Source organism: Desulforamulus aquiferis (genome assembly GCF_030577015.1).
Classification (GTDB): domain Bacteria; phylum Bacillota; class Desulfotomaculia; order Desulfotomaculales; family Desulfotomaculaceae; genus Desulfotomaculum; species Desulfotomaculum aquiferis.
The window spans coordinates 1-25,029 of sequence record NZ_JARPTC010000014.1 but is presented as its reverse complement, the minus strand read 5'-3'; the positions used below and the strand labels follow the sequence as shown (position 1 = coordinate 25,029).

At 40.5% G+C, this 25,029-nt stretch carries 32 protein-coding genes; 30 read left to right on the top strand and 2 right to left on the bottom strand.

Annotated elements, in window-relative coordinates; translation table 11 throughout:
• Positions 1 to 12 precede the first annotated feature (12 nt).
• The 24 genes from P6N53_RS09790 (at position 13) to P6N53_RS09675 (ending at position 16,625) form a co-directional block, all read left to right on the top strand.
• Entirely contained in the window at positions 13 to 423 is a 411-nt protein-coding gene (locus P6N53_RS09790; protein ID WP_304542669.1) for a phage tail tube protein, read from the top strand.
• A 10-nt stretch (positions 424 to 433) separates the two neighbouring features.
• Complete coding sequence (locus P6N53_RS09785) at positions 434 to 841, top strand: phage tail assembly chaperone (RefSeq protein WP_304542668.1); 408 nt, start codon at positions 434 to 436, stop codon at positions 839 to 841.
• A 20-nt stretch (positions 842 to 861) separates the two neighbouring features.
• Entirely contained in the window at positions 862 to 1,008 is a 147-nt protein-coding gene (locus P6N53_RS09780; RefSeq protein ID WP_304542667.1) for a hypothetical protein, read from the top strand.
• Positions 1,005 to 2,447, top strand: coding sequence for a glycine zipper domain-containing protein (locus P6N53_RS09775; protein WP_304542666.1), 1,443 nt, complete (start codon positions 1,005 to 1,007; stop codon positions 2,445 to 2,447). Before P6N53_RS09780 ends, P6N53_RS09775 begins: the two co-directional genes overlap by 4 nt.
• Before the next feature lie 38 nt (positions 2,448 to 2,485).
• Entirely contained in the window at positions 2,486 to 3,127 is a 642-nt protein-coding gene (locus tag P6N53_RS09770) for a LysM peptidoglycan-binding domain-containing protein (RefSeq protein ID WP_304542665.1), read from the top strand.
• On the top strand, positions 3,127 to 4,128 hold the full coding sequence (locus tag P6N53_RS09765) for an XkdQ/YqbQ family protein (protein WP_304542664.1): 1,002 nt from the start codon (positions 3,127 to 3,129) through the stop codon (positions 4,126 to 4,128). Before P6N53_RS09770 ends, P6N53_RS09765 begins: the two co-directional genes overlap by 1 nt.
• Positions 4,112 to 4,483 carry a DUF2577 family protein gene (locus tag P6N53_RS09760; protein WP_304542663.1) on the top strand — a complete coding sequence of 124 codons (372 nt, stop codon included), beginning with the start codon at positions 4,112 to 4,114 and terminating at the stop codon, positions 4,481 to 4,483. The genes P6N53_RS09765 and P6N53_RS09760 overlap by 17 nt, the downstream gene beginning before the upstream one ends.
• A 1-nt stretch (position 4,484) precedes the next feature.
• Positions 4,485 to 4,940, top strand: coding sequence for a DUF2634 domain-containing protein (locus P6N53_RS09755; RefSeq protein WP_304542662.1), 456 nt, complete (start codon positions 4,485 to 4,487; stop codon positions 4,938 to 4,940).
• A 1-nt stretch (position 4,941) separates the two neighbouring features.
• Positions 4,942 to 6,063 (top strand): baseplate J/gp47 family protein, encoded by a 1,122-nt coding sequence (locus P6N53_RS09750; RefSeq protein WP_304542661.1) that lies wholly within the window; start codon positions 4,942 to 4,944, stop codon positions 6,061 to 6,063.
• A complete protein-coding gene (locus tag P6N53_RS09745) occupies positions 6,056 to 6,622 on the top strand; it encodes a YmfQ family protein (protein WP_304542659.1) in 567 nt (188 codons plus the stop codon). Before P6N53_RS09750 ends, P6N53_RS09745 begins: the two co-directional genes overlap by 8 nt.
• On the top strand, positions 6,622 to 9,330 hold the full coding sequence (locus P6N53_RS09740) for a hypothetical protein (RefSeq protein ID WP_304542658.1): 2,709 nt from the start codon (positions 6,622 to 6,624) through the stop codon (positions 9,328 to 9,330). The genes P6N53_RS09745 and P6N53_RS09740 overlap by 1 nt, the downstream gene beginning before the upstream one ends.
• Position 9,331: 1 nt before the next feature.
• Positions 9,332 to 9,838, top strand: a complete 507-nt coding sequence (locus tag P6N53_RS09735; protein WP_304542657.1) for a hypothetical protein — start codon at positions 9,332 to 9,334, stop codon at positions 9,836 to 9,838.
• Entirely contained in the window at positions 9,831 to 9,974 is a 144-nt protein-coding gene (locus P6N53_RS09730) for an XkdX family protein (RefSeq protein ID WP_304542656.1), read from the top strand. Before P6N53_RS09735 ends, P6N53_RS09730 begins: the two co-directional genes overlap by 8 nt.
• A gap of 189 nt (positions 9,975 to 10,163) precedes the next feature.
• Positions 10,164 to 10,574 carry a phage holin family protein gene (locus P6N53_RS09725; RefSeq protein ID WP_304542655.1) on the top strand — a complete coding sequence of 137 codons (411 nt, stop codon included), beginning with the start codon at positions 10,164 to 10,166 and terminating at the stop codon, positions 10,572 to 10,574.
• A gap of 14 nt (positions 10,575 to 10,588) precedes the next feature.
• Positions 10,589 to 11,725: a baseplate J/gp47 family protein gene (locus P6N53_RS09720; protein WP_304542654.1), complete on the top strand. Its 1,137-nt coding sequence runs from the start codon at positions 10,589 to 10,591 to the stop codon at positions 11,723 to 11,725.
• The gene (locus tag P6N53_RS09715; protein WP_304542653.1) at positions 11,718 to 12,290 is read left to right on the top strand and encodes a YmfQ family protein; all 573 of its coding nucleotides are present in this window, start codon (positions 11,718 to 11,720) and stop codon (positions 12,288 to 12,290) included. Before P6N53_RS09720 ends, P6N53_RS09715 begins: the two co-directional genes overlap by 8 nt.
• Positions 12,283 to 12,585 carry a hypothetical protein gene (locus tag P6N53_RS09710; RefSeq protein ID WP_304542652.1) on the top strand — a complete coding sequence of 101 codons (303 nt, stop codon included), beginning with the start codon at positions 12,283 to 12,285 and terminating at the stop codon, positions 12,583 to 12,585. Before P6N53_RS09715 ends, P6N53_RS09710 begins: the two co-directional genes overlap by 8 nt.
• A gap of 12 nt (positions 12,586 to 12,597) precedes the next feature.
• Complete coding sequence (locus P6N53_RS09705) at positions 12,598 to 13,362, top strand: tail fiber protein (RefSeq protein ID WP_304542651.1); 765 nt, start codon at positions 12,598 to 12,600, stop codon at positions 13,360 to 13,362.
• 14 nt (positions 13,363 to 13,376) lie between these two features.
• A complete protein-coding gene (locus tag P6N53_RS09700; RefSeq protein WP_304542650.1) occupies positions 13,377 to 13,763 on the top strand; it encodes a hypothetical protein in 387 nt (128 codons plus the stop codon).
• Positions 13,764 to 14,591: a hypothetical protein gene (locus tag P6N53_RS09695; protein ID WP_304542649.1), complete on the top strand. Its 828-nt coding sequence runs from the start codon at positions 13,764 to 13,766 to the stop codon at positions 14,589 to 14,591.
• 12 nt (positions 14,592 to 14,603) lie between these two features.
• Positions 14,604 to 14,972 carry a hypothetical protein gene (locus P6N53_RS09690; RefSeq protein ID WP_304542648.1) on the top strand — a complete coding sequence of 123 codons (369 nt, stop codon included), beginning with the start codon at positions 14,604 to 14,606 and terminating at the stop codon, positions 14,970 to 14,972.
• Complete coding sequence (locus P6N53_RS09685) at positions 14,965 to 15,162, top strand: hypothetical protein (protein WP_304542647.1); 198 nt, start codon at positions 14,965 to 14,967, stop codon at positions 15,160 to 15,162. The genes P6N53_RS09690 and P6N53_RS09685 overlap by 8 nt, the downstream gene beginning before the upstream one ends.
• Before the next feature lie 239 nt (positions 15,163 to 15,401).
• Positions 15,402 to 16,022: an N-acetylmuramoyl-L-alanine amidase gene (locus tag P6N53_RS09680; protein ID WP_304542646.1), complete on the top strand. Its 621-nt coding sequence runs from the start codon at positions 15,402 to 15,404 to the stop codon at positions 16,020 to 16,022.
• Between the two features lie 135 nt (positions 16,023 to 16,157).
• On the top strand, positions 16,158 to 16,625 hold the full coding sequence (locus P6N53_RS09675) for a CarD family transcriptional regulator (RefSeq protein WP_304542645.1): 468 nt from the start codon (positions 16,158 to 16,160) through the stop codon (positions 16,623 to 16,625).
• Between the two features lie 61 nt (positions 16,626 to 16,686).
• On the opposite strand, the gene P6N53_RS09670 is transcribed toward P6N53_RS09675, so the two are convergent.
• Positions 16,687 to 16,884 (bottom strand): cold shock domain-containing protein, encoded by a 198-nt coding sequence (locus P6N53_RS09670; RefSeq protein ID WP_304542644.1) that lies wholly within the window; start codon positions 16,882 to 16,884, stop codon positions 16,687 to 16,689.
• Between the two features lie 324 nt (positions 16,885 to 17,208).
• Between P6N53_RS09670 and hcp the strand changes: the two genes are divergently transcribed.
• The 4 genes from hcp to P6N53_RS09650 all read left to right on the top strand — a co-directional run bounded on the left by hcp (position 17,209) and on the right by P6N53_RS09650 (position 22,104).
• Positions 17,209 to 18,837 carry a hydroxylamine reductase gene (gene hcp / locus P6N53_RS09665; RefSeq protein ID WP_304542643.1) on the top strand — a complete coding sequence of 543 codons (1,629 nt, stop codon included), beginning with the start codon at positions 17,209 to 17,211 and terminating at the stop codon, positions 18,835 to 18,837.
• A 199-nt stretch (positions 18,838 to 19,036) separates the two neighbouring features.
• Entirely contained in the window at positions 19,037 to 20,203 is a 1,167-nt protein-coding gene (locus P6N53_RS09660) for a TraB/GumN family protein (RefSeq protein WP_304542642.1), read from the top strand.
• An 18-nt stretch (positions 20,204 to 20,221) separates the two neighbouring features.
• Positions 20,222 to 20,947, top strand: a complete 726-nt coding sequence (locus P6N53_RS09655; protein WP_304542641.1) for a DUF3298 and DUF4163 domain-containing protein — start codon at positions 20,222 to 20,224, stop codon at positions 20,945 to 20,947.
• Between the two features lie 197 nt (positions 20,948 to 21,144).
• Positions 21,145 to 22,104, top strand: a complete 960-nt coding sequence (locus P6N53_RS09650; RefSeq protein WP_304542640.1) for a calcium/sodium antiporter — start codon at positions 21,145 to 21,147, stop codon at positions 22,102 to 22,104.
• A gap of 73 nt (positions 22,105 to 22,177) precedes the next feature.
• Here P6N53_RS09650 and P6N53_RS09645 read toward each other — a convergent pair whose 3' ends face one another.
• Complete coding sequence (locus tag P6N53_RS09645; protein ID WP_304542639.1) at positions 22,178 to 22,300, bottom strand: hypothetical protein; 123 nt, start codon at positions 22,298 to 22,300, stop codon at positions 22,178 to 22,180.
• 379 nt (positions 22,301 to 22,679) lie between these two features.
• Between P6N53_RS09645 and P6N53_RS09640 the strand changes: the two genes are divergently transcribed.
• On the top strand, positions 22,680 to 24,158 hold the full coding sequence (locus P6N53_RS09640; RefSeq protein ID WP_304542638.1) for an Lsa family ABC-F type ribosomal protection protein: 1,479 nt from the start codon (positions 22,680 to 22,682) through the stop codon (positions 24,156 to 24,158).
• 47 nt (positions 24,159 to 24,205) lie between these two features.
• Positions 24,206 to 24,835, top strand: a complete 630-nt coding sequence (locus tag P6N53_RS09635) for a hypothetical protein (RefSeq protein ID WP_304542637.1) — start codon at positions 24,206 to 24,208, stop codon at positions 24,833 to 24,835.
• The last annotated feature ends 194 nt before the right edge of the window (positions 24,836 to 25,029 follow it).

The window sequence follows — 25,029 nt, the reverse complement described above, 5'->3', positions numbered from 1 at the left end:
GAGGCGATTGATTTGGCTTTAGATGCAAGTAGAGTTATTCACGGTTCCTATGGACAGGTCTTTATTAACGGTGTATGGCAAACCCATATTAACCATCTGGAAGCTAAGGTAGCTATGCAAAAGAAGGAATTAAACCTATCCGGTGACGATTGGGTACGTCATAAAAAAGGTCCCAAAAAAGGCAGTGGGACTATGAGCGGCTTTAAGGTCACCAGCGCTATGCTGCAACAAGGCTTTGATAAGTTTGAAATTGTAAGTAAATTAGCAGATCCGGAAGCATATGGTTTTGAGCGGATTAGGTTAAAAAATGTAATGGCAGATGAACTGCAACTAGCCAATTGGACAGCCGGTGAAGAAGTTACGGAAGAGGTTGCCTTCACCTTTGAGGGTTATGAGCTTCTTGACCCAATCGTTGAAGGCTAGGAGGTAAATGATGCAATTGGAAAATATGACAGATGAGCAAATTATTCAAAGGTTGCTGGAGGCCGACAATTTACCTGAAAAAACTGTTTCCCTTCCACGACTGGGCATTCCTGTAACCCTTAAGGGGTTAACGGGCAAGCAGGTCTCCAATATTCGGGAACGCTGCACAGAGAGGAGTGAAAAGAGAGGCAAAATCTCTGAGCGGCTGGATGAAGAACAGTTTAATGCGGCACTTATTGCAGCTGCCACAGTAAAACCGAACCTTGCAGATCCTAAATTACTGTCAAAATATAATGCCTCCGGGCCGGAGGAAGTGGTGAGACGCATCCTTTTAGCCGGAGAATTAGCCGCTGTTGGTGATGTTGTACTTGATCTCAGCGGCTTTAATGTCGACCTGGAAGAACTAAAAAACGTATAAAGTCCGGCGGACTCGTAGGCATGCTGTACTACATGTGGGTACAGCATGACCTTCGCCCCGGAGTGTTTTGGCAATTACCCAGGGGGGAGCAACTGCTATTATTAGCATTTAGTGATATTGAATTGGTGCAAAGGGAAAAAGCCAGGAGAGAGGTGGCTAATAAATGAGTACAGCTGAGGCTTCTATTAAGATAAGGGGAGATACCTCTCAGCTTCAGTCCGTCTTAAAACAAGCCGGTAAGGCTACCGATAAATTTTTAGATAATTATAAAAAACGTATGGATATGCTTAACCGTTTAAAAATTAACACTCCAATAAGCATAATTGACAACACAACAGATGCACTAAAAAGAATTGAAGTGTTGAGTAACACACTTAAAAATAGTCTGTCCAACATCTCAGTTTCAATAAATACCTCCTTATTGGAACATGAAATGTCTAAGTTTGGTGACGGCCTTGAAAATAGAATTAAGGAACCAGGCGTTAACGCTTTAAGTAATTTAGCTCCTTCTGGTTCGGTACTTCAAACTTCGGTGCAGCAGGCAGCCTCTGAAACAGGAAGAGATATTACAAAAAAGACCCAAGAGCCTGGAAGTGGAACAAATAGTCCTTCCTTGAAAGCTGCATATGCCCTAACCGGTGTGGCTGTGGCGGCACCCTGGGCTTTAGCAGCGGGATCTGCCCTAAAAAATAGCGGTTCTTTCCCTGCAATAAAGAAGGTTGGAAAAAAGGTAGGAACAGCTGTTAGTAGTATGGGGCTTGAAAAAGGTGCAGTGGATGTACTCACAGCAGAAGATAAGACAAGTGCTGCAGCAGACCTTGGTGGACAAGTTGGAGAGAATATTGGAGGGGTAATAGGAGCGGCCATTGGAACTGCTATAATGCCCGGTATGGGAACGGTGACAGGGAAAGTATTAGGCAGTGTGGCAGGCCATATTGGGGGCAAATGGTTAGGAGGAAAGCTTGCGGGAGTTTTTTCAAAAAATGAGGATGAGATAACGACAACCAGCAAGACAGCCTCTGAACAACAGGAACCTATTGCAGCTACCGGCAGGGTCTATCTTGATAGCCAAAAGAATATAGTCACATCAAACGGTTTTGTAATTAATAGTCAGAACGATCTTATGAAGGCATTCACCACCCTGGCCCAGGCAGTAGACTTTGCCAGTGCCAGGCTGATAGATTTCTCAGGAGTTCAATATATACCATCACCTCCGGCAAATCAAGGTATTGAAAGGGATAGTTACGAGCAATTTAAAATGATAAAGGGTTACTCCACCGGCGGAATTTTAAGCAGGCCACACCTGGGTATTGTGGCGGAGGCCGGACCGGAGGCCATAATCCCTCTGTCTTCAAGGATGAGAAACAGGGCCTTATCCCTTTGGCAGCAAGCGGGGGAGCATTTAGGTGTAAGACCCTATGAATTGGGAGGTTTCGCTGGTGCTCTTGCACTATCCGCACCTGCTGCCGGAGGTGTAAATGTTTCAGTGCCCGTAAATGTTAATTTACAATACGGTAATGAGAGTATTGACTATGAAGAGCTCAAGGATGAAGTAGGGTGGAGAGTTGTCAATAGTATTAGGAAGGCAATAGAGAACCGTTGTTAGATATATGTTAGTTAGATTTGCAAGTGAGGTGATTGCTAATGGATATATTCCTCAGGGATCCTGCTGGTGAGCAACTCCGCTTTCCTGTAAACCCGCAAGAGATTCAAATCAAATCTGAAAAACAGTTGGAGACAATAAATATTATCAATCTAGGTGAAGTTGATTTTCCCAATGGGGAGAAGGTGAAGGACATTACCTTCTCCTCCTTTTTTCCCAGGGAATATGATATATCCTACTGCCGTTATACCGACATCCCGGAGCCGCAAGCAGCCATAAATAAAATACTGTCATGGACAGAGAGTAAAAGGCCGGTTAGATTAATTATTGGTAATAGCTATAACGATTTAGTGCTGGTATCGGCCCATACAAGCATCATCAAGGGCGGTGAACCGGGAGATATATATTTTGATCTGACCTGTCGAACTTGGCGGGAGGTAAAGGTAAGGGCAGAGGTCAATCAAATTTCTCCGACTGCTTCAACAACATCACAAGGCCATCGGAACGATGTTAAACCAAAGCCTTTGATGTATGATATAAAGTCTGGGGATTCCTTATGGTCTATAGCCAAACTAAATTATGGCGATGGCGGGAGATGGAAGGATATTTATGAAGCAAACCTAGAGACCATCGGCAAAAACCCAAATTTGATTCTACCAGGTACAAGGCTGGTGATGCCCTAATGATTAATCCCGGTTTAAGTCACTATGAGGTAATTTTGGACAACCAGTATTTTCTGAGGGAACTGGTTGAAAGTATAACCTTAAGTGATACCCTCGACGAAATAGCCTACAGGGCAGAAATAAAGCTAATTGTAACTTCAGACTTTCCCGGTATAGCTCCCGGTCAGGAGCTAAGGGTGAGCGGTATACCCTTTGGTGGAGCTAATATGGTTTATCTTTTACACCCAGGAGTAATTTGGGAATGTCAGAGCAACAACCGGGGGCAAAAACGTCTGACAGCCACTGTTTACGATAAAACTATTTATATATCTAAGAGTGAAGATGAATACCTTTTTACCCCGGGACATACAGCCACTCAGCGGTTAAAGCAATACGCCGCTGACTGGGACATTCCCCTTGCCCAATTGGAAGATACCGGTATCCCCTTGGCTAAATCAGTTTACCGGGCACAGTCCGTATACAGTATGCTTCAAGATGATCTTAAAATGACCGTAGAGCAGGAGGGTGATATGTATCGCCCTCGAATGGTACCAGGGAGCGGACTAGAATTATTTAAGCTTGGCAGTAATGAAACGGTATGGGTGTTGGAGACTACCCAAAATCTGGAAGAGGTTAACCAAAAGCGGACACTGGAAGGAACTGTTACTCAGGTTAAAGTGATAGGCAATGCTGCAGAAAATCAACGCTCTCCGGTATTGTCCCTTGTAGTTGGAGATGTTGCTAAGTACGGTACCCTTCAGAAGGTACATAGGGACAGCAGCATTACTGACCCTGGTGCAGCCGCTAAAGCAGGAAACCACCTATTGACCGGAATACAGGAGACCTTTTCGGTAACAAGCCTTGATATAAATACAATTAGGGCCGGTGACAAAGTGCGATTAAACGGGATAGATTTAATTGTTTGTTCAGTTCGGCATGAATTGGGCAATCCCGGTCATATGAGCCTGGAGCTTGGTTCATCGGAATATGTAAGGAGAAGGTATTATGTCAAATCCCTTTAATCAACTAGCCTCCCTCCTGGATAGACGTATTTCAAAACAGTCATCACAGTTAGTTTCGGGAGTACCGTGCGAGTTGGCTACAGTAACCTCAAGCGGCATAAAGCTTGATACTTTTAAACATGAGATTCAAGATTATCTATTGGCAGATTGGTTTGCCAAACTATCTATTCCTTCGTTCGAGGCCACAGGTACCCAAACAGGCCATATAGGTACGACTAACTTTCAATTTAACCCAATAGCTGTTGAGGGTGTTCATATTGAAATAAAACCAAATCTTAAACCCGGAGATAGAGTTTTAGTAATTCCGGTAAACGGCGGACAAGATGTTGTAGTGATATGTAAGGTGGTGAGCTAATTTGCCAAACCTCTTTCCCACTCTACCCGTAGTCCCTACCTCTGAGCTTGAACAATCAAAGGTACAGGTTAAATTTGGTAAGTCCTATGCCTTTGACTTTAATGCAGGAGATTTTGTTCAAACTCCCACTGGAAAAATTGCAGTTGTAGATGATTTGGAGTCTTATATTCAATGGTGTCGGAAAGCCTTGCTTACACCCCGCTACAGGCATCTTATCTATAGTCGAAACTACGGCAGCGAGTTTGAGGAGCTTATAGGGCGGGGACTAACTAGAGCTGCAATTGAAAGTGAAATAATGCGAATAACAACTGAAACCCTTATGGTTGATCCCAGGACTGCATCTGTTCACAGCTTTTTCTTTGAGCATCGTGAAGATGCAGTTTATTTTAGCTGTAGTGTATCTACCGTGAGGGGAGATATCTTTACCATTGACAGTCTGGCCAAGGGGGTGGTGTAAATTGTCCGAGACCATATTACCTGCCTTTCTGGGAGAGGAAAACGAGCAGGCAATTTTACAGCGAATGCTCTCAAGGGTGCCTGAGGACATTGATAAAAATGAAGGCTCATATATCTACGACGCTCTAGCTGCGGTAACTGCAGAACTGGCGCAGCTGAAGGCAGAAATGAGCCAATATATCAACCTTGGTTTTGCCAGTAAAACCTTTGGTAAATACCTAGATCTACGCTGCCAGGAGCATGGATTAAGCAGGCGTAATGCGGTGAAGGCCGCTGGTCAGGTCAAAATCATCGGAACACCGGGAACAATGGTTCCGACCGGAACAGTTGTGAGCACCACGGCAGACCCCCTAACCAATACAAGATCTGTTAGTTTTGCCACCACCGCCACGGCAACAATAGCTGCTGATGGAAGTGTTTATGTGGGAATAGAAGCAGTGGAGCCAGGAGTAAAAGGCAATGTTTCCGCCGGAAAAATTAATCTTATGGCCATACCTGTCTCAGGTATTTCTTCAGTAATAAATGAATCTACTACAACCGGAGGTTGTGATTTAGAAAGTGACAGCGCTTTGTTATCCCGCTATTTAGTAAAGGTCCAAACCCCTGGAACCAGCGGCAATAAAGCGGATTATTTAAATTGGGCATTAGAGGTCAACGGAGTTGGAAATGCCCAGGTTATACCCCTATGGGACGGCCCCGGAACAGTAAAAGTTGTTTTACTTGATACGGAAAGCAAACCTGCAGGACAAGCAATAGTTGATACAGTACAGGCTTATATAGCCCCGGAGCCGGCCCGCGGCGAAAGGAAGGCCCCGGTAGGAGCCGATGTTACGGTCGTTCCGGCTGCGGCAATTAGTTTAGACATTTCCGCAGCCGTGGAGTGTACCGGAACAAAAACACTGTCTGATATTAGGATTTCCTTTGAAAAGGCACTTCAAGAATATCTAAAAAGCATAGCTTTTAGCAGCGATCCGACTGCACGCTATGTTCGAATTGGTTCTCTTCTCTTGGATACGGAAGGGGTTAAAGATTATTCTAACCTATTAGTTAACGGTTCGGAGAGTAACGCAGTAGTAAGCGAGGGACAGGTAGCCGTTATGGGGACGGTGAATTTGAGTGTCTAATATTATATCATCGCAAAGGGGTAAAGCAATGCTTGGTTACTGTCCCCAATATTACGAAACCTCCCGGGTGTTTAAGTCGTATTTACAAGCAGTTGGTCCGGAGCTAGATATTTTTAAGCAAGGTATTGCGGAAACCTTGGACCAGTTCTTTGCCCCTACTGCAACCTGGGCACTGGACATTTGGGAGCAGGAGCTGGGTTTAACCAGCTTAGCCGGTAAGCCCATTGAACAGCGGCGCAGCTTAATCATATCTAAACTGCGGGGAATCGGCACAATAACCACAGAGCTAATCAAAACCGTTTCCGAAGCATATGACGGCGGAACTGTAGAAGTTACCGAGCAGCCGGAAATTTATCAAATCTCGGTAGAATTTTTTGATACAACCGGAGTACCCCAGAACTTGTCAGATCTTAAAGGGGCCTTGGAAGAAATAAAACCGGCCCATTTAGTAATCCGGTTTATCTTTAAATACCTGCTTATCAGAGATATACACGAAACCATGACCATAAACGAACTCCAGTCAACCCCGCTACACAAATTCGCAGGAGGTGGCTACTAGTGGGAAGCAACACACCTAAGATAGGACTTTATAAGATAAACCCGGAAACAGACGGGGCTCATACTTTTAATGTTGATACTCATTTGAATGATAACTGGGATAAGATTGATAATGAAATAGGGCAGATTAAGGTAACTGATGCAGCACAGTCTGACGCTATTGCTGCGCATTTGGCCGATGGTGTTCAGGATGATGCTCATGGCCTGCAGGCCATCTTAGGGGATGCATCTCCGGTGTCGCTAACTTTACCCCACGGGTTGAGTTTAGTTAATGCTGGCAGGTCTTCGGTTTTAAAGCCTAAGTTCAAGGGTAGGCAATTGGTGAATTTGTTAGGTAGTGATGGGAATTGTGAGGATGTAAATAAATGGTCAACTTATACAGGTGCTGCGAAAGAATTGGATGCTAATAATAAAGTTTACGGGAGTAATAGCATTAAGCTAACGTTAAATGGGTATACAGCTACCGCACTATATAGCACTATTACGCAATTGGTAAAACCTAATTCTTTTTATATTCTGTTAGGGGACTTAAAGAATGGAAACGCTGCGGATGGGTTACGTATAAGATTTAATTATGGTAGTAATTATGTGCACGGGAATAATGTAACTGATACTTCTAAATTTTCTTTATCCTATGTAAAGTTTGGAACGGGTGGTTCAGTAGGTGAATTACATGCAGAAGTAAGCTGTGCAGGTGCTTCAGGGCAGTATTGTTATATGGACGGTATACGAGTTTATGAAATAACCCAAGCTGAATACAACGAACTAGGTACCCTAACCTCAGAAGAAATAGCCGAACGCTATCCTTATGTAGATAGTTTTCAATGTGTGCAAAATCCAGCAGTAAGGGTTGAAGGGGTTAATTTACTGCCACCCTTTAGTCAATGGGATGTACATGCTAATGCTAAAGTTGTCGAGCCGTATAAGTTGGAGCTAAACGCTAGCAGTGCGTGGCAATCAACAAATCTGACCGTAAAGGTAGTAACAAATACCAAGTATACAATTTTATGTAGCCATCCAAGTAATTGTGGTTTATATGTAAAAAATGTAGCTAGTGGTGCAGAAATAGCCGTTACTATTGGTACTGGAAAGGCTACATTTACTACACCTGCTAACTGTAATGCAATTTACATAGAAGCGTCTAATACTACAACAGGTACATTTACTTTCTCTAATCCAATGCTAGTCCTTGGCGACACCTTATCAACAGAATTCAAACCATATAATACATCCTTTCTCTATCTTCAAACCCCTCTTTATGAAGGTGAAACTTTGGAGGAAATTGACGGCAAGTGGCTGCGAACTAAGAAGTGGGAAAAGGTTGTATTAGATGGGAGTTTGGATTTTGTAAATACTGTTATTTATACAAACTATAAGCGTGTCTCTATCCCTGTAAGTTTTTTACCAAATGCAACAGATGGGGTAAATAATAACCCTAACAGTTTTTTAATTAAATACAATGGTAATTTGGTATCTAATTTTATTCAACCTTGGGGCGATCAAGAAGAACATATTATCACTACTAACCATCTGCATATCATTATCCTTAATAGTGACTCCGGATGGGGCGAAAATTACACACCGACAGTTGACGAGATTAAGGCGTTTTTCCTGGGTTGGCGAATGTATAACGGGGATTTGTATACCGCAAGCACGTCACTAGGAACGACATACAGTGGCGCTGGTACTAAAAAGTGGGCGTGGGTCGGTAAACCAGACGGTAGCGTTAATACGTTGCCTACAACGCTAGCTCCAAATTACACACCCTACCAACTACACTACCAACTAGCAACACCAATTGTTGAAGAAGTACAGGTAGAAGGTAAGTTGGTGGTAAATGAAGGATTAAATCAGGTGGAAGTGTTTAAAGGCGTTGTGGTTAGGGAGCTGGCTAATCCGTCTAAACATAGCAACTATGCAGCTAGTCCATATTATGCAATCAATGCTAATACCGCTGGTAGTTACCCTAGTAACCCTTTAACCCACAAACCAAAGCAAATACTGCAAGTGTTTAAGAATAGTAAGTTAGATTCTAGCTGGGTACTAGGTGCTGACGGTACAGTAACGGGATGGATTAATGGGGTATATGCATACATTTTAGGTAGTAACTTCGACCCAACCGCCCAATACTCAGTAACCTATCTAGCATTACCAGAGGAATTTACAGCCCCGTTGATTAGTGTCGAGTGCACGGTTGATAATAATCTAAAGACTACGGTAGATACTCTGGTGGATGAATTGGCTAAAGTAACTACGGATGTTGGTGCTTTGGAGGTGGCGTTGAGGAATAGGGGATTGTTGAATAAATTACTTCATTGCTCAATACAAACAGATTATGCTCAAAGTATACCAACAGCAACAGATACAAAAGTAGGACTTAATTACGTAAACCAAGATACTCATGGTTTAGCTAATCTGGTCTCTAGTTCAATAATTATAAAAGAACCTGGTACGTATGTGATTACAGGATATGCCACATTTGCAGGTAGTACCTCTGGAATTCGCACTTTAACTATAATGTACAATGACAACTTTTTAGTTAGACAAAATACGAACGCTGTAAGTATAGGAAATACTTTTGTTTCTGTTTTCGATATAGTTAAAATAACCACACCTAACCAACAAATAAGTTTACAGGTATACCAAAACTCAGGGAATGCAATAAATTTAACTTATGCAAGATTAATAATACTTAAGGTAGGTGATTAACATGAACTACTTACCCATTTGCATCCAAAAACCCGTCAACCTCAGCAAACTAGCTGACGAATTGTTAGCTCAAAACCTCATCCAACCCCTACAGCCCAATGGAACCAGTACGGTATATGGAACAGAGGAATCAGTCACCATCTATGTCTACCCTGGCATAACTCAGGAGGAATTAGATGCTATTGGGGAGGAGGTCGAATCCCATGACCCAACCCCGGTACCGGAGCCGCCCAGCGAAATAGAAGTAGTTGGTCGCCAGTTAGTCGACAAGGAACTACAAATACTGGAATTACAAGGTCAAAATCAACTACTTGGCCAGCAGGTTGTAGGACTAGAACTACAAAACCTAGAACTGCAAAATCAAAACACTATGTTAGGTGGCCAGGTGGTTGGACTTGAACTAAGCAACCTGGAGCTTACTTTAGAAAATCAAATGCAAGAACAACAATTGGTCGACATGGATTTAAGGCTACTAAATTTAGAAATGGGAGGGACTGCAAGTGAGTAATTTAGAACGGGTGAAGTATTATTTTGAGAAGGGCTGGGCTACTGTGGTCCAGGTGCAAATGTACGTTCAGTACAGCGTGATCACCGGCGAGGAATTTGAGGAGATTACCGGAGAAGCTTATAGCACAACTACATAATAGACTTAAAATGCGAAGCATTGAGCAAACATATATCTTTTATTAAAAATATAATTATAATCCAATGCTAGGGCTTGAAAAACAAAAACACAAGTATACAAAATAACATCAATGCTGTAGAGCGGACATTTTTTATACCCAGAATAACAAATTTTACCCTCTGATTGACATCGATAGGGAGGTAGGGTAATGCGGGAATTCGGTATTAAGGCCACTGTTGCTTCAATTAGCACGGTGGCTACATATTTATTTGGGGGGTGGTCTCCAACGTTGGAATTGTTGGTCTTTATGGTGGTAATTGACTACATTACTGGCTTATATGCCGCTTATTCACAAGGCCAACTTTCCAGTCAGGTTGGGTTCTGCGGTATTGCCAAAAAGCTGTTTATATTTCTTTTGATAGCAGTGGCCCATAAGATGGATATGGCCTTCGATTCACCAGGATTTTTGCGGAATCTAATCACCTATTTCTATATAGCCAATGAAGGCCTATCCATGCTGGAAAATATGGCTAGGGCAGGAATGGCAATACCGGAACCACTAAAAGCAGCACTTATTCAAATCAAAAACGAAGCGGAAAAATACAAATCGAAGGAATAATGGGAGGTGATTCATTGACAACCTTACCCGAATATTTAACTAGCCAGACAGAAGAAGCTATAAGGCAGAAAATGTTTAATAGCTTGCCCTCGAATTTAGATAAATCCGAGGGCAGTTTTATTTGGGACTCATTGTCTCCTGCAGCCATAGAGTTAGCCCTTGCAGCATTGTGGGCTCAGGATGTTTTAAAAATGAGTTTTGCCGGTTCTACCTTTGGCCCATATCTAGATTTGAGGTGTGATGAGCACGGAGTTACCAGGCTGCCTGCCGTAAAGGCAGTTGGCCAGGTCATGTTTTCAGGTGCCGCAGGTACGGTAATTCCTGCAGGAACAACAGTGGCAACACCGTCCGATCCGGCTACCAACAACCCATCAGTAAAATTTGTTACTAATACAGATGCTATCCTTGATGGTTCAGGGGTTGGCTATGTTGAAGTAGAAGCCATTGAAGCAGGCAAGGCAGGGAATGTGGGAGCCCAAAGTATTAGTGTTATGGTAACTCCTGTAACCGGCATAGCCGGCGTCACAAACCCAAACGAAACAAGTGGCGGCAGTGACCAAGAAAGTGACGAAGACCTCTTAGTCAGGTATTACTCTAAAGTACGCTCACCAGGAACCAGCGGTAATAAAGCAGACTATATTAACTGGGCACGTGAAGTGCCTGGAGTTGGCGGAGTTCACGTTATTCCTCTTTGGGATGGTCCTGGTAGTGTCAAAGTCGTATTAATTGGTACGGATAAATATCCTGCAAATGAAAATTTAGTCAATGATGTTCAGAACTATATAGCACCTTCATTGGGGACCGGTGAAGGGAAAGCCCCCATTGGGGCAAATGTAACAGTGGCAGCTGCAGAGGCGATTGACATAGAAATATCCGCCACTGTGGAATTAACCGGTACTAGGACACTAATGGAGATAAAAACAGCCTTTGAGACTGCCTTGACGGAATACCTTGGAAGCATTGCCTTTACAGCTAATCCAAATGTTAAGTATACAAAGATAGGATCTCTGTTGTTAGTTACTGACGGAGTTGAAGACTTCACAGATTTAAAGGTAAACAACAGTACAGAGAGAGTCTTAATAGATGCAAGTAAGGGTGAAGTGGCTGTTAAAGGAACGGTGACATTGTATGAGCAGCTATCAAATGATTAGTAAAAGAGGGCAGGAAATGTTGTCATACCTGCCCCGTTATTATCAGACATCAAAGATAGTCAAGTCAGTAATAGCTGCTCAAGGTACAGAGGTTGATAAGTTAAGAAATGCTTTAAATGAAATACTTGAGCAAAATTATGTTAACACTGCAACCTGGGGTCTTGATAACTGGGAAAAAGAACTTGCAATCAAATCTAATGCAGGCAAGCCTGATGACCAACGCAGGGCTGTTATTAAATCTAAAATTAGAGGTGTCGGGACAGTCACCATCAACTTAATAAAGAATGTCGCTGAAGCCTATGATGGTGGCAGAGTTGAAATCACAAAGGGGCCACTAATATATCAGTTTACAGTTAAGTTCATCGATACACGTGGCATACCTCCAAACATAAACGATCTTAAAGCCCTCATTGAAGAAATTAAGCCTGCACATCTTTCAGTTGTATATGAATACAGATATCTCTTATGGAATGAGCTGGATGCTAAGAAATTAACTTGGAACCAGTTGGACACTAAAAACTTAACCTGGGATGACTATGAAACAGGGGGGTGGCTGAATGCCTAATATTACTCCGAACTTAGGGTTGAAAAAACCACTAGGTAATGAGACCGTTAATCGGCAGGCATATAACGAGAATTTGGATCTGATTGATCAAAACGCTGCCAAGAAATCTGAGCTTAATGCCCATTTAAGTGGACATTTGAGGGTAATAGTGTCACAAACACCTCCTGAATCCAATGCAAGCACCTACTGGTTTGAAGATTTAGGAGAGTCTATTGAGTTGGCTGGTGGTGGCTTAATAATAGGAAACGCCAGTATGGATAACGATAAAGAAATTTGGTTTGATAGAAATATTTAGGAGGCGAGAGTATTGGCAGATAAAAAAGTTCAGATAAAAATTAAAAATGGACAAAACTGGGATAATATTTTTCCTAAAACTAACGTGGAAGTAGTTGAAGGGCTAGATACAGCTCTAAATAATAAGGTAGATAAGGTTACTGGTAAGGGACTATCCACAGAAGATTATACGTTCGCTGAAAAAACAAAGCTGGAAGGAATTGAGGCTGCGGCTCAGGTAAACTCAGTCACCAGTGTAGCAAATAAAACAGGTGCAGTAGCACTGACTAAAAGCGATGTAGGCTTAGGTAATGTAGAAAATTACTCTATCGCTACACAGGCTGAGTCTGAGGCTGGAACCGTGACTAACAAGTATATGACCCCTCAGAGAACTAAACAAGCAATTGCGGCACAGACTGCCAATCTTGGCGGAGGGGATATGCTTAAGTCTGTATATGATTTAAACAATAATGGGAAAGTGGATACAGCTGAACAGGCTGACAGTGTTCCTTGGGCAGGTATTATTGGCAAACCTTCTGAATTCACACCTGAATCACACCTTCATTCAGGGGAAAGCATCACAAGCGGTACAATATCTGCTGCAAGACTTCCTAACTCAAGCACCACTGCAAAGGGAGCAGTGCAGTTAAACAATACAACAAACAGTACAAGCACTTCACTGGCAGCCACAGCTAACGCTGTTAAGGTAACCTATGACCTCGCATCGGAAAAATCTAAAATTGTTGTAAGTGCAACGGAGCCTACGGGAGCAGATATTTGGATTGAAGAATTAGTGTAAAGGTGGGATAAGTGATGCCAGCAAAAAATGTCCTTCAAAAGTATTGGAACGGAACAGATTGGGTTGAGTTGCACCCGGTAACAAAAGCCTCAAATGTGATTATGAGTGATCATATTTCAGTTCAAGATAAATTAGATACGCATTTGGCCGATTTATCTCCGCATGGAAGGTTTAATCATACTTCTGATTTGGTTTATACCAGCGGTAAGTTAACAAGGGTTGACGATAAGATTGGTGGGGTATTAAGGCAAAGAACCACCTTAACCTATACTGGCGATGACCTTGTTAGCGTCAACGTCAAGCTGTATGCACCTGATGGGACTACAGTCACCTCAGAGTACACAGATACATTAACTTACACCGCTGGTGAACTAACCAGTGCACAAAGGACGGTGGCTTAAATGTGGGTGGTATTTGCAAAGGCAGCGGAAATAGTTAACTACTTGAAAACAAATCTAAGTAGTGCCAGGACTGCAAAGATAGATAATTTGGATGCTGCAGTAAGTAGTCGTATGCCAGGGACTACTACCCACCGGGACAGGATAGATACAAACATCTCTAGCCGCGCGGACCTAACCACGGTTAACACGATAAATACTAACGTTGGTTCTAATGCCGACGCAAGTTCGGCTAGCGGGAGTGTCCACGCCAAAGCTAAAGACATCAAAGCTTTACTCTCTACGGTTAACGTAAACGTAGGTTCTAATGCTGATGCCGCTAGTGCTAGCGGTAGTGTCCATGGAAAGTTGAAGGATATTAAGAGTGCTATTAGTGGCTTGGATTCGCCTAGGAATGATTTATTCAGTTATCAGGGTTCTATTAATAATACAGGAGGGTTTACAACAGTTCTTAATATTACTGGTTCTGGCACTCTTAGTCATGCGTGTTCAAGAACATATTCAACGGGTGGGTTTTCACATCGAATTAGAATAACTATTGATAGTCAAGTAGTTTTATATGTGCAGGGTAGTTATGCTGGCCCAAATGTGGTTGGATTATTTAACCCTGCAATGTTATGGTTTAGTGACACGTATACAGGAATATATTACGTTGGCTCAATTATGAATAGTGTATTTGATGGATTATTCCCACATAGTGCTTTACAATATGAAAAATTGTTTATACTTCATTCTCCATTAGTATATAAAACTAATTTAAAAATTGAAATTGACTATAATAGTTCTACATCTCATTGTAGATATTCATATGGTGGAACTATAAATAGATAAGGAGTGTGTCTTATGAATATTGAATATCGTATAGAGAATGACAACAAACTATATATAGTAAAAGAATTAGAAGAATACGTTATGAAACAGTTTGTAGGATTGTCAAAGCGTATTATTGCAGAATGTAATAATAGTACAATTTCTGTAGGACAAATTACTAATATTGTTTTTAAACATTATATTTTTAATACAATCACCGCAGACTATGTTGTTGATAATAATAACATTGATAAAATTCATGTTTACATTGGAGGGAATCAACTAGATGTGGAACCAGGAGAAGTTATTGAATTTTCCAGTTTTGAACCTGGTAAATATGTAATTGCTTCTACAAATGAAGGTGCTAAAAACGCAGAATTAGAGGTGACTGTGTATGGTTAAGAAGGTTGTTATTAATGCATCGGAGAAATATCTAGCAAAAAAGGAAAGGGAGGTTCGTATTAAGGGTCGTTTTAGAAATCAAAAAATCAATCCAACAAATAAAGACTTATATGAATACCTTAATGATACTAACGCCCGACTATCTGAGATATATGATTTGCTAAAAGAACAAGATCGAATTGCAAAGTAATGAATAAAAACGATTTAAAAGAACGGGTAAGTAAAGAGATAACTTGCAAATACGTAACCGACTTAAAATATGCATCAAATTATATAGAATGGCCTGCAAGGGATACTCTAAACCCAACATGAAATAAACAACAGAATATTTTCCGTTGAGAAAAAGAGGTGTCCACTCATTGTGGACATCCTCTTTTTCTCAGTTTAAAAATTATGCAGTAATTAGTAGGGTAAGAGAAGGTGAATTTATTGAAAATAAATGAAACGAACCTCCAATTCAAGAACTTGGAGAAAAGAGCAAAGACTGACCGGGTTGTTATCCATCATACGGCAGGAAATAGAAATGCAACAGTAGCTGATATTCATCAGATGCACCTAAATAACGGGTGGGTCGGCTGTGGATATCACTTCTTTATACGCCATGACGGAACAATCGAAAGGGGGAGGCCGGAGTGGGCCGTTGGAGCACACAGCCTAACGGTAAACGCGCGGTCTATTGGTATATGCTTAGCTGGGGATTTTACCATATACCAACCGTCGGAAATACAGTTGGTCAGTCTTGAATGGTTGATCAATAGCTACCTATTACATAAATACCCATTAATTAACATTGTTGGACACAGTGACACTGATTCCACCCAATGTCCTGGAATTCTTTTCCCATTAGATAAGTTTAAGAACATAACTAGTCAGCTGGTTAAACTTATTGTTAACGGTAGGCTTGTAAATGTGCCGCTGCGTATTATGGACGGTCGGACAGAGGCTCTATTAAGCGATAATTGGGTTCAGTTAAGGGAACTTGCAAATATGCTAGGTGCTGATATTAGTTGGGACGAATTAACTCGGACGGTTAATATGTCAATAAAATAACTCCATAACATCAGAAAACAAATAAGTGACAAACATAAATATTGACGGTACCATGAATTAAGTGTAAAATATTAATTTTGATGCGTTAGCATATCTGTGGTATAATAGCTAGTAGACAAAATGGAGGTGTGCTTAATGTATCATATTGGTGATAAAGTTCTATACCCAATGCACGGGGCTGGAATAATTGATGCAATTGAGGAAAAGGAGATACTTGGGAATAAGCAACTTTACTATGTGATGAATATCAGAAACATGCAGGTAATGTTTCCCATGGAGTCTGATATGCGAATAAGACCTCTTGTGGATTCCAATATATTGGACGACGTATTTATGACTTTTAATGATGGGGAGTCTGATTTAAGCCTTAAGCCAAACCAAAGATACCGCAGTAATATGAATAAAATGAGGTCCGGCGACATTTATCAGGGGGCTGAAGTAATCCGTGACCTAATTCTAATGAGTAAAAAAAGGAATCTTTCCACAGGTGACAAAACAATGCTGGAAAATGCTATACAAATACTAATAAGCGAACTAGTATTAGTAAAAGGAATTGAAGAAGAACAAGCTGTTGATTTATTAAATCAGGTTATTAATAATTAGAAGGGACCACTTTTATATAAAAAGTGGTCCCTAATGCTTTATATTGCAGCAATTATTTTTATTATAATTTTACAATATTTTCTGCCTGTGGTCCGCGATTACCTTGAACAACATTGAACTCGACACGCTGACCTTCTTCTAATGATTTGTAGCCATCACCAGTGATTGCACTGAAATGGGCAAATACATCTTTTTCTCCTTCTACCTCGATAAAGCCAAAGCCCTTTTCTGAATTAAACCATTTTACGATACCTTGCATTGTATAACCTCCATAATAGTATTAATATGCATTTTTATTTTCACCAAAAAATAAAAAATCACACATTGTAAAAGATTCCATTGCGCAAATGAAAATCCTTTAGAATATGTGAATCAAGGATTTGATTTAGCTTTTATATATTACCATAATATAACTCAAGGTGCAAGTTGTACAAATTTGCGGTGGCTATTATTTTTTTAAATCCAGACTTAGTGTGATGTATATCACAGTAGGAACTATAAAACTAATGTATGATAAATTAACTGAAAATTGCGATATAAGCAATGCCAATTGGTCAACGATTTAGGAAGAGGGGGTTTTACGATGTTCTGTAATCAATGTGAACAAACAGCAAAGGGCACTGGGTGTACAGTAGTGGGTGTATGTGGTAAAAAACCGGAGGTTGCAGCTTTGCAGGATTTATTGCTGCATGCTCTAAAGGGATTGTCCATTTATGCCTGGGAGGGAATAAAGGTAGGTGTTCATGACAGAGAGATTGATCGTTTTACTATTCAGGGATTATTTAGTACCCTTACCAACGTAAACTTTGATCCAGCCAGATTTCAGCAGCTGATTAATCAAACTGTTACATATAGAGAAATGCTAAAACAAAAGGTAGCAGCCGCCGGGGGAAATATAACTTCTACCGATAAATCAACCACCTTTAGCCCTGCAGTTGACTTAGCCGAACTTGTTAAACAGGGTGAAGAGGTTGGCTTGGTTAATGACCATGAAGCACTGCCAGACATACAGTCACTTCAGCAAATTTTGGTTTATGGCATAAAGGGCATTGCCGCCTACGCCGACCATGCCCGAATCCTTGGTCAAGAAGATGAAGTGGTATACAACTTTATATATGAGGGACTTCAAGCTTTAACAAACAAGGAGCTAGGCTTAAACGAGTGGGTAGGCCTTGTACTTAAGTGTGGAGAAGTCAACCTTAGAACAATGGAACTGCTCGATGCCGGTAACACAGGAAAATTTGGTCACCCAGTTCCAACAGAGGTACCCCTGGGGCAAAGGAAAGGTAAATGCATTCTGATATCTGGGCATGACCTGGAAGACCTCAGCTACCTATTGCAGCAGACAGAGGGTAAGGGAATTTATGTATATACCCACGGGGAAATGCTGCCAACCCATGGTTATCCCGAATTGAAAAAATACAAGCATTTTTATGGTCATTACGGGACAGCCTGGCAAAATCAGAAAAAAGAGTTTGCTGCTTTCCCGGGTGCTATTCTGATGACTACAAATTGTATTCAAGACCCCCAGGCTTACCTGAATAACATCTTTACCACCGGCTTGGTGGGTTGGCCCGGAGTAAAACATGTTGATAAGGGAGACTTTAGTGCCGTAATTGAACAGGCCCTGGCTTTACCTGGTTTTGAGGAGGACATAGATAAGGGCAGTGTATTGGTTGGCTTTGCTAGAAATACTGTTATGAGTGTGGCAGGAAAGGTTATCGAGGCAGTAAAGGGTGGAGATATTAAACATTTCTTCTTGGTGGCAGGCTGCGACGGAGCTAAGGTCGGACGCAACTACTATACCGAGTTTGTGGAAAAGGCACCTCAGGATACTGTAATCTTGACCTTAGCCTGCGGTAAATTCCGTTTCTTTGATAAGAAGCTAGGTGATATCGGTGGCATACCGCGCTTGCTGGATGTTGGCCAGTGCAACGATGCCTATTCAGCTATCCAAATCGCTGTAGCCTTAGCCAGCGCCTTTGAATGTGAAGTAAATGAACTACCCTTATCCCTGGTATTATCCTGGTATGAACAAAAAGCAGTGGCGATCCTGCTGACTCTGCTGCATCTTGGCATTAAAAACATTCGCTTGGGCCCAAGTTTACCGGCCTTTGTTTCACCAAACGTACTGGATGTTTTAGTCAAAAACTTTGACATTAAACCAATCACCACTGCTGAAGAAGATTTGGCAGCAATACTAAACAAATAATAGTTCAGTAATCAAAAACTACTTGGGCCAATGGTTCAGGTAGTTTTTGATTACTGAACTATACTTTAAGGTGTAAAGTCAGGGTCAGGAATGGTAATACTAGCTATATTCTCTTAAAATAGTTAATTATAAATGGAAGGAATGCAGACGATAAATCGCCAATTATTAAAGATGAATTCTATTATAAGGAAGGTATCTAATGTCGGAGCAAAACATCACCAGAATATACCAGGGCGACAAGGAAATTATTATTATTGGTACCGCCCACGTCTCTAAGCATAGTGCTGAGCAGGTAAAAGAAGTTATAGAATTAGAAAGGCCGGATACGGTTTGTATTGAATTGGATGAGCAGAGATATCAATCAATCATGGCGGATGACCAGTGGAAGAAGATGGATATCTTTAAGGTTATTAAGGATAAGAGAGCTACTTTTCTTTTGATCAACCTTTTTATATCCTCCTATCAAAAACGACTGGCCAAGCAAATGGGTATTAAACCTGGGCAAGAAATGATTCAAGGAATAGAATCAGCAAAAGAGATCGGCTCTAGGCTGGTTCTGGCAGATAGGAATATTCAGATTACCTTTTCACGTATATGGCATGGCCTAGGGTTTTGGGGAAAGATTAAATTACTCTCCCAAATATCCCTGGGTATTTTCAGTAAAGATGACATTTCTGAAGAAGAGCTTGAGCAGCTAAAAACCCAGGATATGCTGGATGCCATGCTGAATGAGTTTTCCCATTCCTTTCCTGATTTAAAAACACCTTTAATTGATGAGCGAGATCAATATTTATCCCAAAAAATTAAAGAGGCTCCGGGTAATAAGGTTGTTGCTGTTGTAGGGGCTGCACATGTACCAGGGATAAAAAAGGAAATCGACAAAGAACATGATTTAAAAAAATTAAATCGTATTCCTCCCAAATCCAAAGCCCCTAAGATTATTGCCTGGTCAATTCCCCTAATAATCCTGGGGATAATTGGATATACCTTTTATTTAAACCCCATTGCCGGGTACAATCAAGCTATGAGTTGGCTGTTGTGGAATGGTTTATTTGCAGCAATAGGCGCAGCCATTGCCTGTGGACATCCATTAGCCATTATGACAGCATTTCTGGTAGCTCCCTTTAGCTCATTAAATCCGCTCCTGGCGGCCGGCTGGTTTTCCGGTCTTGTACAAGCCTATATACGTCGGCCCAAGGTGGAGGATTTTGAAAGCCTAGCGGATGACGTAATATCAATTAAAGGGTTTTGGACAAATAAGGTGACTCGTATTTTACTTATAGTTGTCTTTACAAATTTGGGAAGTACCTTGGGAACCTTTGTTGCCGGCGCCAATATATTTAGTCTATTCATCAAAAATATGTAGTGATTTAGGGGAGACATCATGAAAAAAATATTGCTATTGATACTATTTGCTGTTTTAGTTACCGCTTCTGGTTGTGGTGCTGCTGACAATAATGTAACAAAGCAGGAAAAGGTGACTATCACTGAAAAAACTGAAAATATCGAGACCGAAACCATCAACATACAGTTGCAAATACCTCAGATTACTGACATGCAGAATACGGAGGCCCAGGCAGAATTCAACAAAAAGTTTGATTCAGTCTATGAGTTGAAGGAAACCCTGGAGAGGGAGGCTGAGGAAGCTGCCATTTATTCAGAACAACAGGGCTTCCCTTTTTGGCCCTATGAATTGTTCTCTAAATACAATGTTTCTTACAATCAGCGGGGCTATTTAAGCCTGACTACAACTGTCTATTCCTTTACAGGTGGAGCCCATGGCTTAACTGGAAAAACAACCTACAATATAGATATTAATTCGGGAAATATAATTCCGCTTCAAGCAATGTTTAATGAAGGTGTAGACTATAAAGAAATAATTAATAAGGAGATTAGGAATCAAATAGCTCAACAGCCGGAGATTTATTTTGATGGAGAGATGGGCTTTAATACAATTTCTGATGAACAAAACTTTTACCTAAAGGAAGGGAAGATTGTAGTCTATTTTTCACTCTATGAAATCGCCCCATATTCTTCAGGCATACCTGAATTTGAAATACCCCTGAGCCTGATTAAAGATGACCTTAAACCTGAATATCAAGTATTATAAAGCGGGAATGCCGGGAGCTGGACTGTAAGTTTGTCCAGCTTCATTTTTTGACCAAATTTAGTTTACATAATAAAATTATTGGTAAACTAAATTTGGTCAAAATAAAAATATATATGGCAAAGGGGTAATTTTTCTTAAATCGGATAATACTGATATTTACCTTATTGGGTAAATATTTTTAAGGAGAAGGCTTTATTATGGCATATGTATTACTGTTAATAGGCCTTATATTATTAATAAAGAGTGCGGACTATTTTATCACAGGTGCATCTGGTATTGCTAAGCTTTTAAGAATTCCACCTATGCTGATAGGACTTACTATCGTGGCCTTTGGTACTAGCTCTCCGGAAGCTGCAGTTAGTATAAATGCATCACTTAAGGGTGTAACAGGTATTACCCTAGGCAACGTAATAGGAAGCAATATTATTAATATAGCCTTTATTATCGGACTGACAGCCATAATCTCACCACTTAGAGTTGAAAGAGAAACCATAAAAAAAGAGATTCCCTTTACTCTCCTGGCCAGCATTGCAGTATATATATTGATTGCTGACAAAAGCTTACAAGCACTAAATGAAAATATAGTTTCCCGGGCCGATGGACTGATCTTATTTTTATTCTTTTTAATATTCCTTTACTATTTATTTGAAATTGCCTTAAACAGCCGGGAAAATTTATCAGGTGAAAATGAATTGACACCTGACTCGAAGCCTATGGGTCTAAATGTCTTCTATGCAGTGGGCGGTATGGTTGGAATTATTTTGGGTGCTAACCTGGTGGTAAAGGGAAGTACCAGCATTGCCCTGCAGCTAGGAATGTCTGAAACCCTGGTAGGCCTGACAATTATAGCCTTTGGTACTTCTTTGCCAGAATTAATCACCTCTATTACGGCTGCTCTGAAAAAGGAAAGCGAAATCGCCATAGGAAATATTGTTGGCAGTAATATATTCAACATATTGTTTATCTTAAGTATCTCATCCGTAATTACTCCCTTAACAGTTGAGGACAAGTACCTGTTTGATGCAATTATTATGATAATCTATACCCTTATCCTCTTTTTCTTTTCCTTGACACACCATAGGGTCAATAGGGTAGAAGGGATTATTTTATCTGCATCGTATATAGGTTATGTTGGCTATATCATATTAAGAAACTAAAAACATAGAGTGCCTAATGGCTAAATAAAAAATAGCTAGCTAACCACGAGGATTAGCTAGCTATTTTTCAATATTATTCGCTTCTTACAAAGGGGCCACAGGGAGTGCTAAGCAGAAGCAAAATAAGGATTAAAAAGATCAGGAATGCAGGATCATAAAAACCACCGTATCCTGTTCCACCAACTCCGTATCCCATGTGTTAATCCTCCTTTACCTTGGAATAATACATTATATGGTAATTACTTTGTTTTGTTACATTTACAATCACCAATTCTACTAGATGCTGAGTGTGTTGAGTTTTCCTAAACAGTATGATATAGTTATTTTTAATTAGAGTGATTGGAGTTGAAAAGATGATTAATCTTTCTTGCTAATTTTTTTCCAAGCATAATAAAGTAACATAGCGGACAAAACCGCTTGCTTTTTATTGTGCTAATGCAAGAAAGATACTAATTCTTTTCGTTCAGAAAATAAACCTCGTCACACCCAATATGGGTATGGCTTTGCCGTATTTGATGAGCTGCAAGGATTAACTTTCTTGCAGCTCATTTTTTCGACAACAGGAGGTTTAATTTATGTCACTAATAAGGGTTTCAAACCTGACCTTTGGCTATGAGGGCAGTTACGATAATATATTTGAGAATGTAAGCTTTCAAATAGATACTGATTGGAAGCTGGGCTTTACCGGGAGAAATGGAAGGGGAAAGACTACCTTTCTCAATTTATTGCTTGGTAAATATGAATACAGCGGAAAAATTTCTGCAAATGTCTGCTTTGAATATTTTCCATACAAGGTCGACGACAAGGAATGCCATACCATTGATATAGTCGGCGACATTTACCCGGAATATCTTCACTGGGAATTAATGCGGGAACTTTCATTTCTGGAGGTTTCAGAAGATACCCTATATCGCCCCTTTGATACATTATCCCATGGAGAGCAAACCAAGGTATTGCTTGCCACCCTGTTTCTTAAGGAAAATAGTTTTCTGCTAATAGATGAGCCAACCAATCACCTTGATATGAAGGCTAGAAGGCTTGTCAGTGATTATCTCAATAGCAAGAGTGGTTTTATACTTGTATCCCACGACAGGTCCTTTCTGGACAACTGCGTTGATCATATTATAGCAATCAATAAAACCAATATAGAAATCCAAAAAGGAAACTTTTCTTCCTGGTGGGAAAATAAAAAGCGGCAGGATTATTTTGAGCTTGCGGAAAACGAAAAACTCAAAAGAGATATAAAACGCCTATCGGATTCTGCCAAAAGAACCAACAAATGGTCACAGGAAGTGGAAAAAACAAAATTTGGAACAAAAAACTCCGGCATTAAGCCGGATAAAGGTTATATTGGACACAAGTCAGCCAAAATGATGAAGCGATCTAAATCAATTGAAAAAAGACAGCAGTCCGCCATTGATGAAAAGTCCAACCTCCTTAAAAACCTCGAACGATCCGAGAGCCTGAAGATTTCACAACTTGACTATCACAATACCAAGCTTGCTGAACTTGAAGGTGTTTCAATATTTTATGGAGAAAAGATGGTCTGTAAGGATATAGGCCTTACCCTTGAGCAGGGTGATCGAATTGCCCTTTTAGGTAAGAATGGTTCCGGAAAATCAAGTATTATCAAGCTAATATGTGGTGAAGACCTAGAGTACACAGGCAATTTCAGAAAGGCAAGTCAACTGAAAATTTCCTATGTGTCACAGGATACATCCCATATACAGGGCAATTTAACAGACTATGCTGCCAATAGCGGGATTGATCAAAGCCTGTTTAAGGCTATCTTAAGGAAACTTGATTTTTCCAGAATCCAATTTGAAAAGGATATAGCTTCTTTTAGCAGCGGGCAAAAAAAGAAAGTTCTGATTGCCAAAAGTCTTAGTGAAAAGGTGCATTTGCATATCTGGGACGAACCCCTAAACTATATTGATATTATCTCCCGCATGCAAATCGAAGAGTTATTGCTTGAATACTCACCAACCCTACTTTTTGTAGAGCATGACCGTGAGTTCTGCAATAATATTGCTACAAAAATCATTGAACTCTAAGTGAGATTCATATATTTTTATTATCATAATAAAGGGGCAAGCTGAAGTTGAGACGTAGGAAAAGAAAGTTTAAGGTAAGAAAGCTAAGGTTGTTTTTTATAACCATTATATTTTCCTTACCAATCATTGGCATTCTGTTGTATGGACATTGGTTTAAGTCCATTAACCTGAATTTTGAAAGCATGTCTAGGCTGATACCTGTTATAAGTGGAAGCTTGGAACAGCCCAAAATATCTGCCCTTGAAAAGATTTTAACTGACAATCAGTGGGAATTTGTTGAAAAAGATGTACATCCCTCAAAAGAAGATAAATATTTAACAAATTATAAGATTACGAAAAAGGGGCTAGAGTATGGTGCCATTGAAGGGGGCCTAGTTATTTACAAGGACCGTGAATCTGCCCGGGCAGAATTCGAAGAAATGGGTAGTAATTTCTGGGCAAAGAAGGGTGAACATATCAATGGGTATAGGTACTATCTAACTTCAATGAGAAGGGAGCCCAATGGTAGCGATCCTTTTGGAGGTAGTACATTAAAGGGGGAAGCTGCTATTTATAACGGTGCAGATGTAGTACTCTATATCCATGTTAAAACGATTGATGACAATTTAACAGCTGTAACAAAGGATATCCAGATGTTGATTGACAAAGTATCAGACACCCTTTACAGCTTCTTATAAAATTTAACCCTGGAGAAGGATTAAAAACAAAAGCCTTCACTTATTTTTGAATTGATATGCTCCCCTTGTGGTAGACAGTTTAAATAATAAAACTGTCTATTACAAGGAGGAGCTTTTTCATGTCTCATAAGGCCAAAATTTCAGGAGAAGAAAAAATTGCAGCTATTGAAAAATATCTTCGTGGAGACGATTCG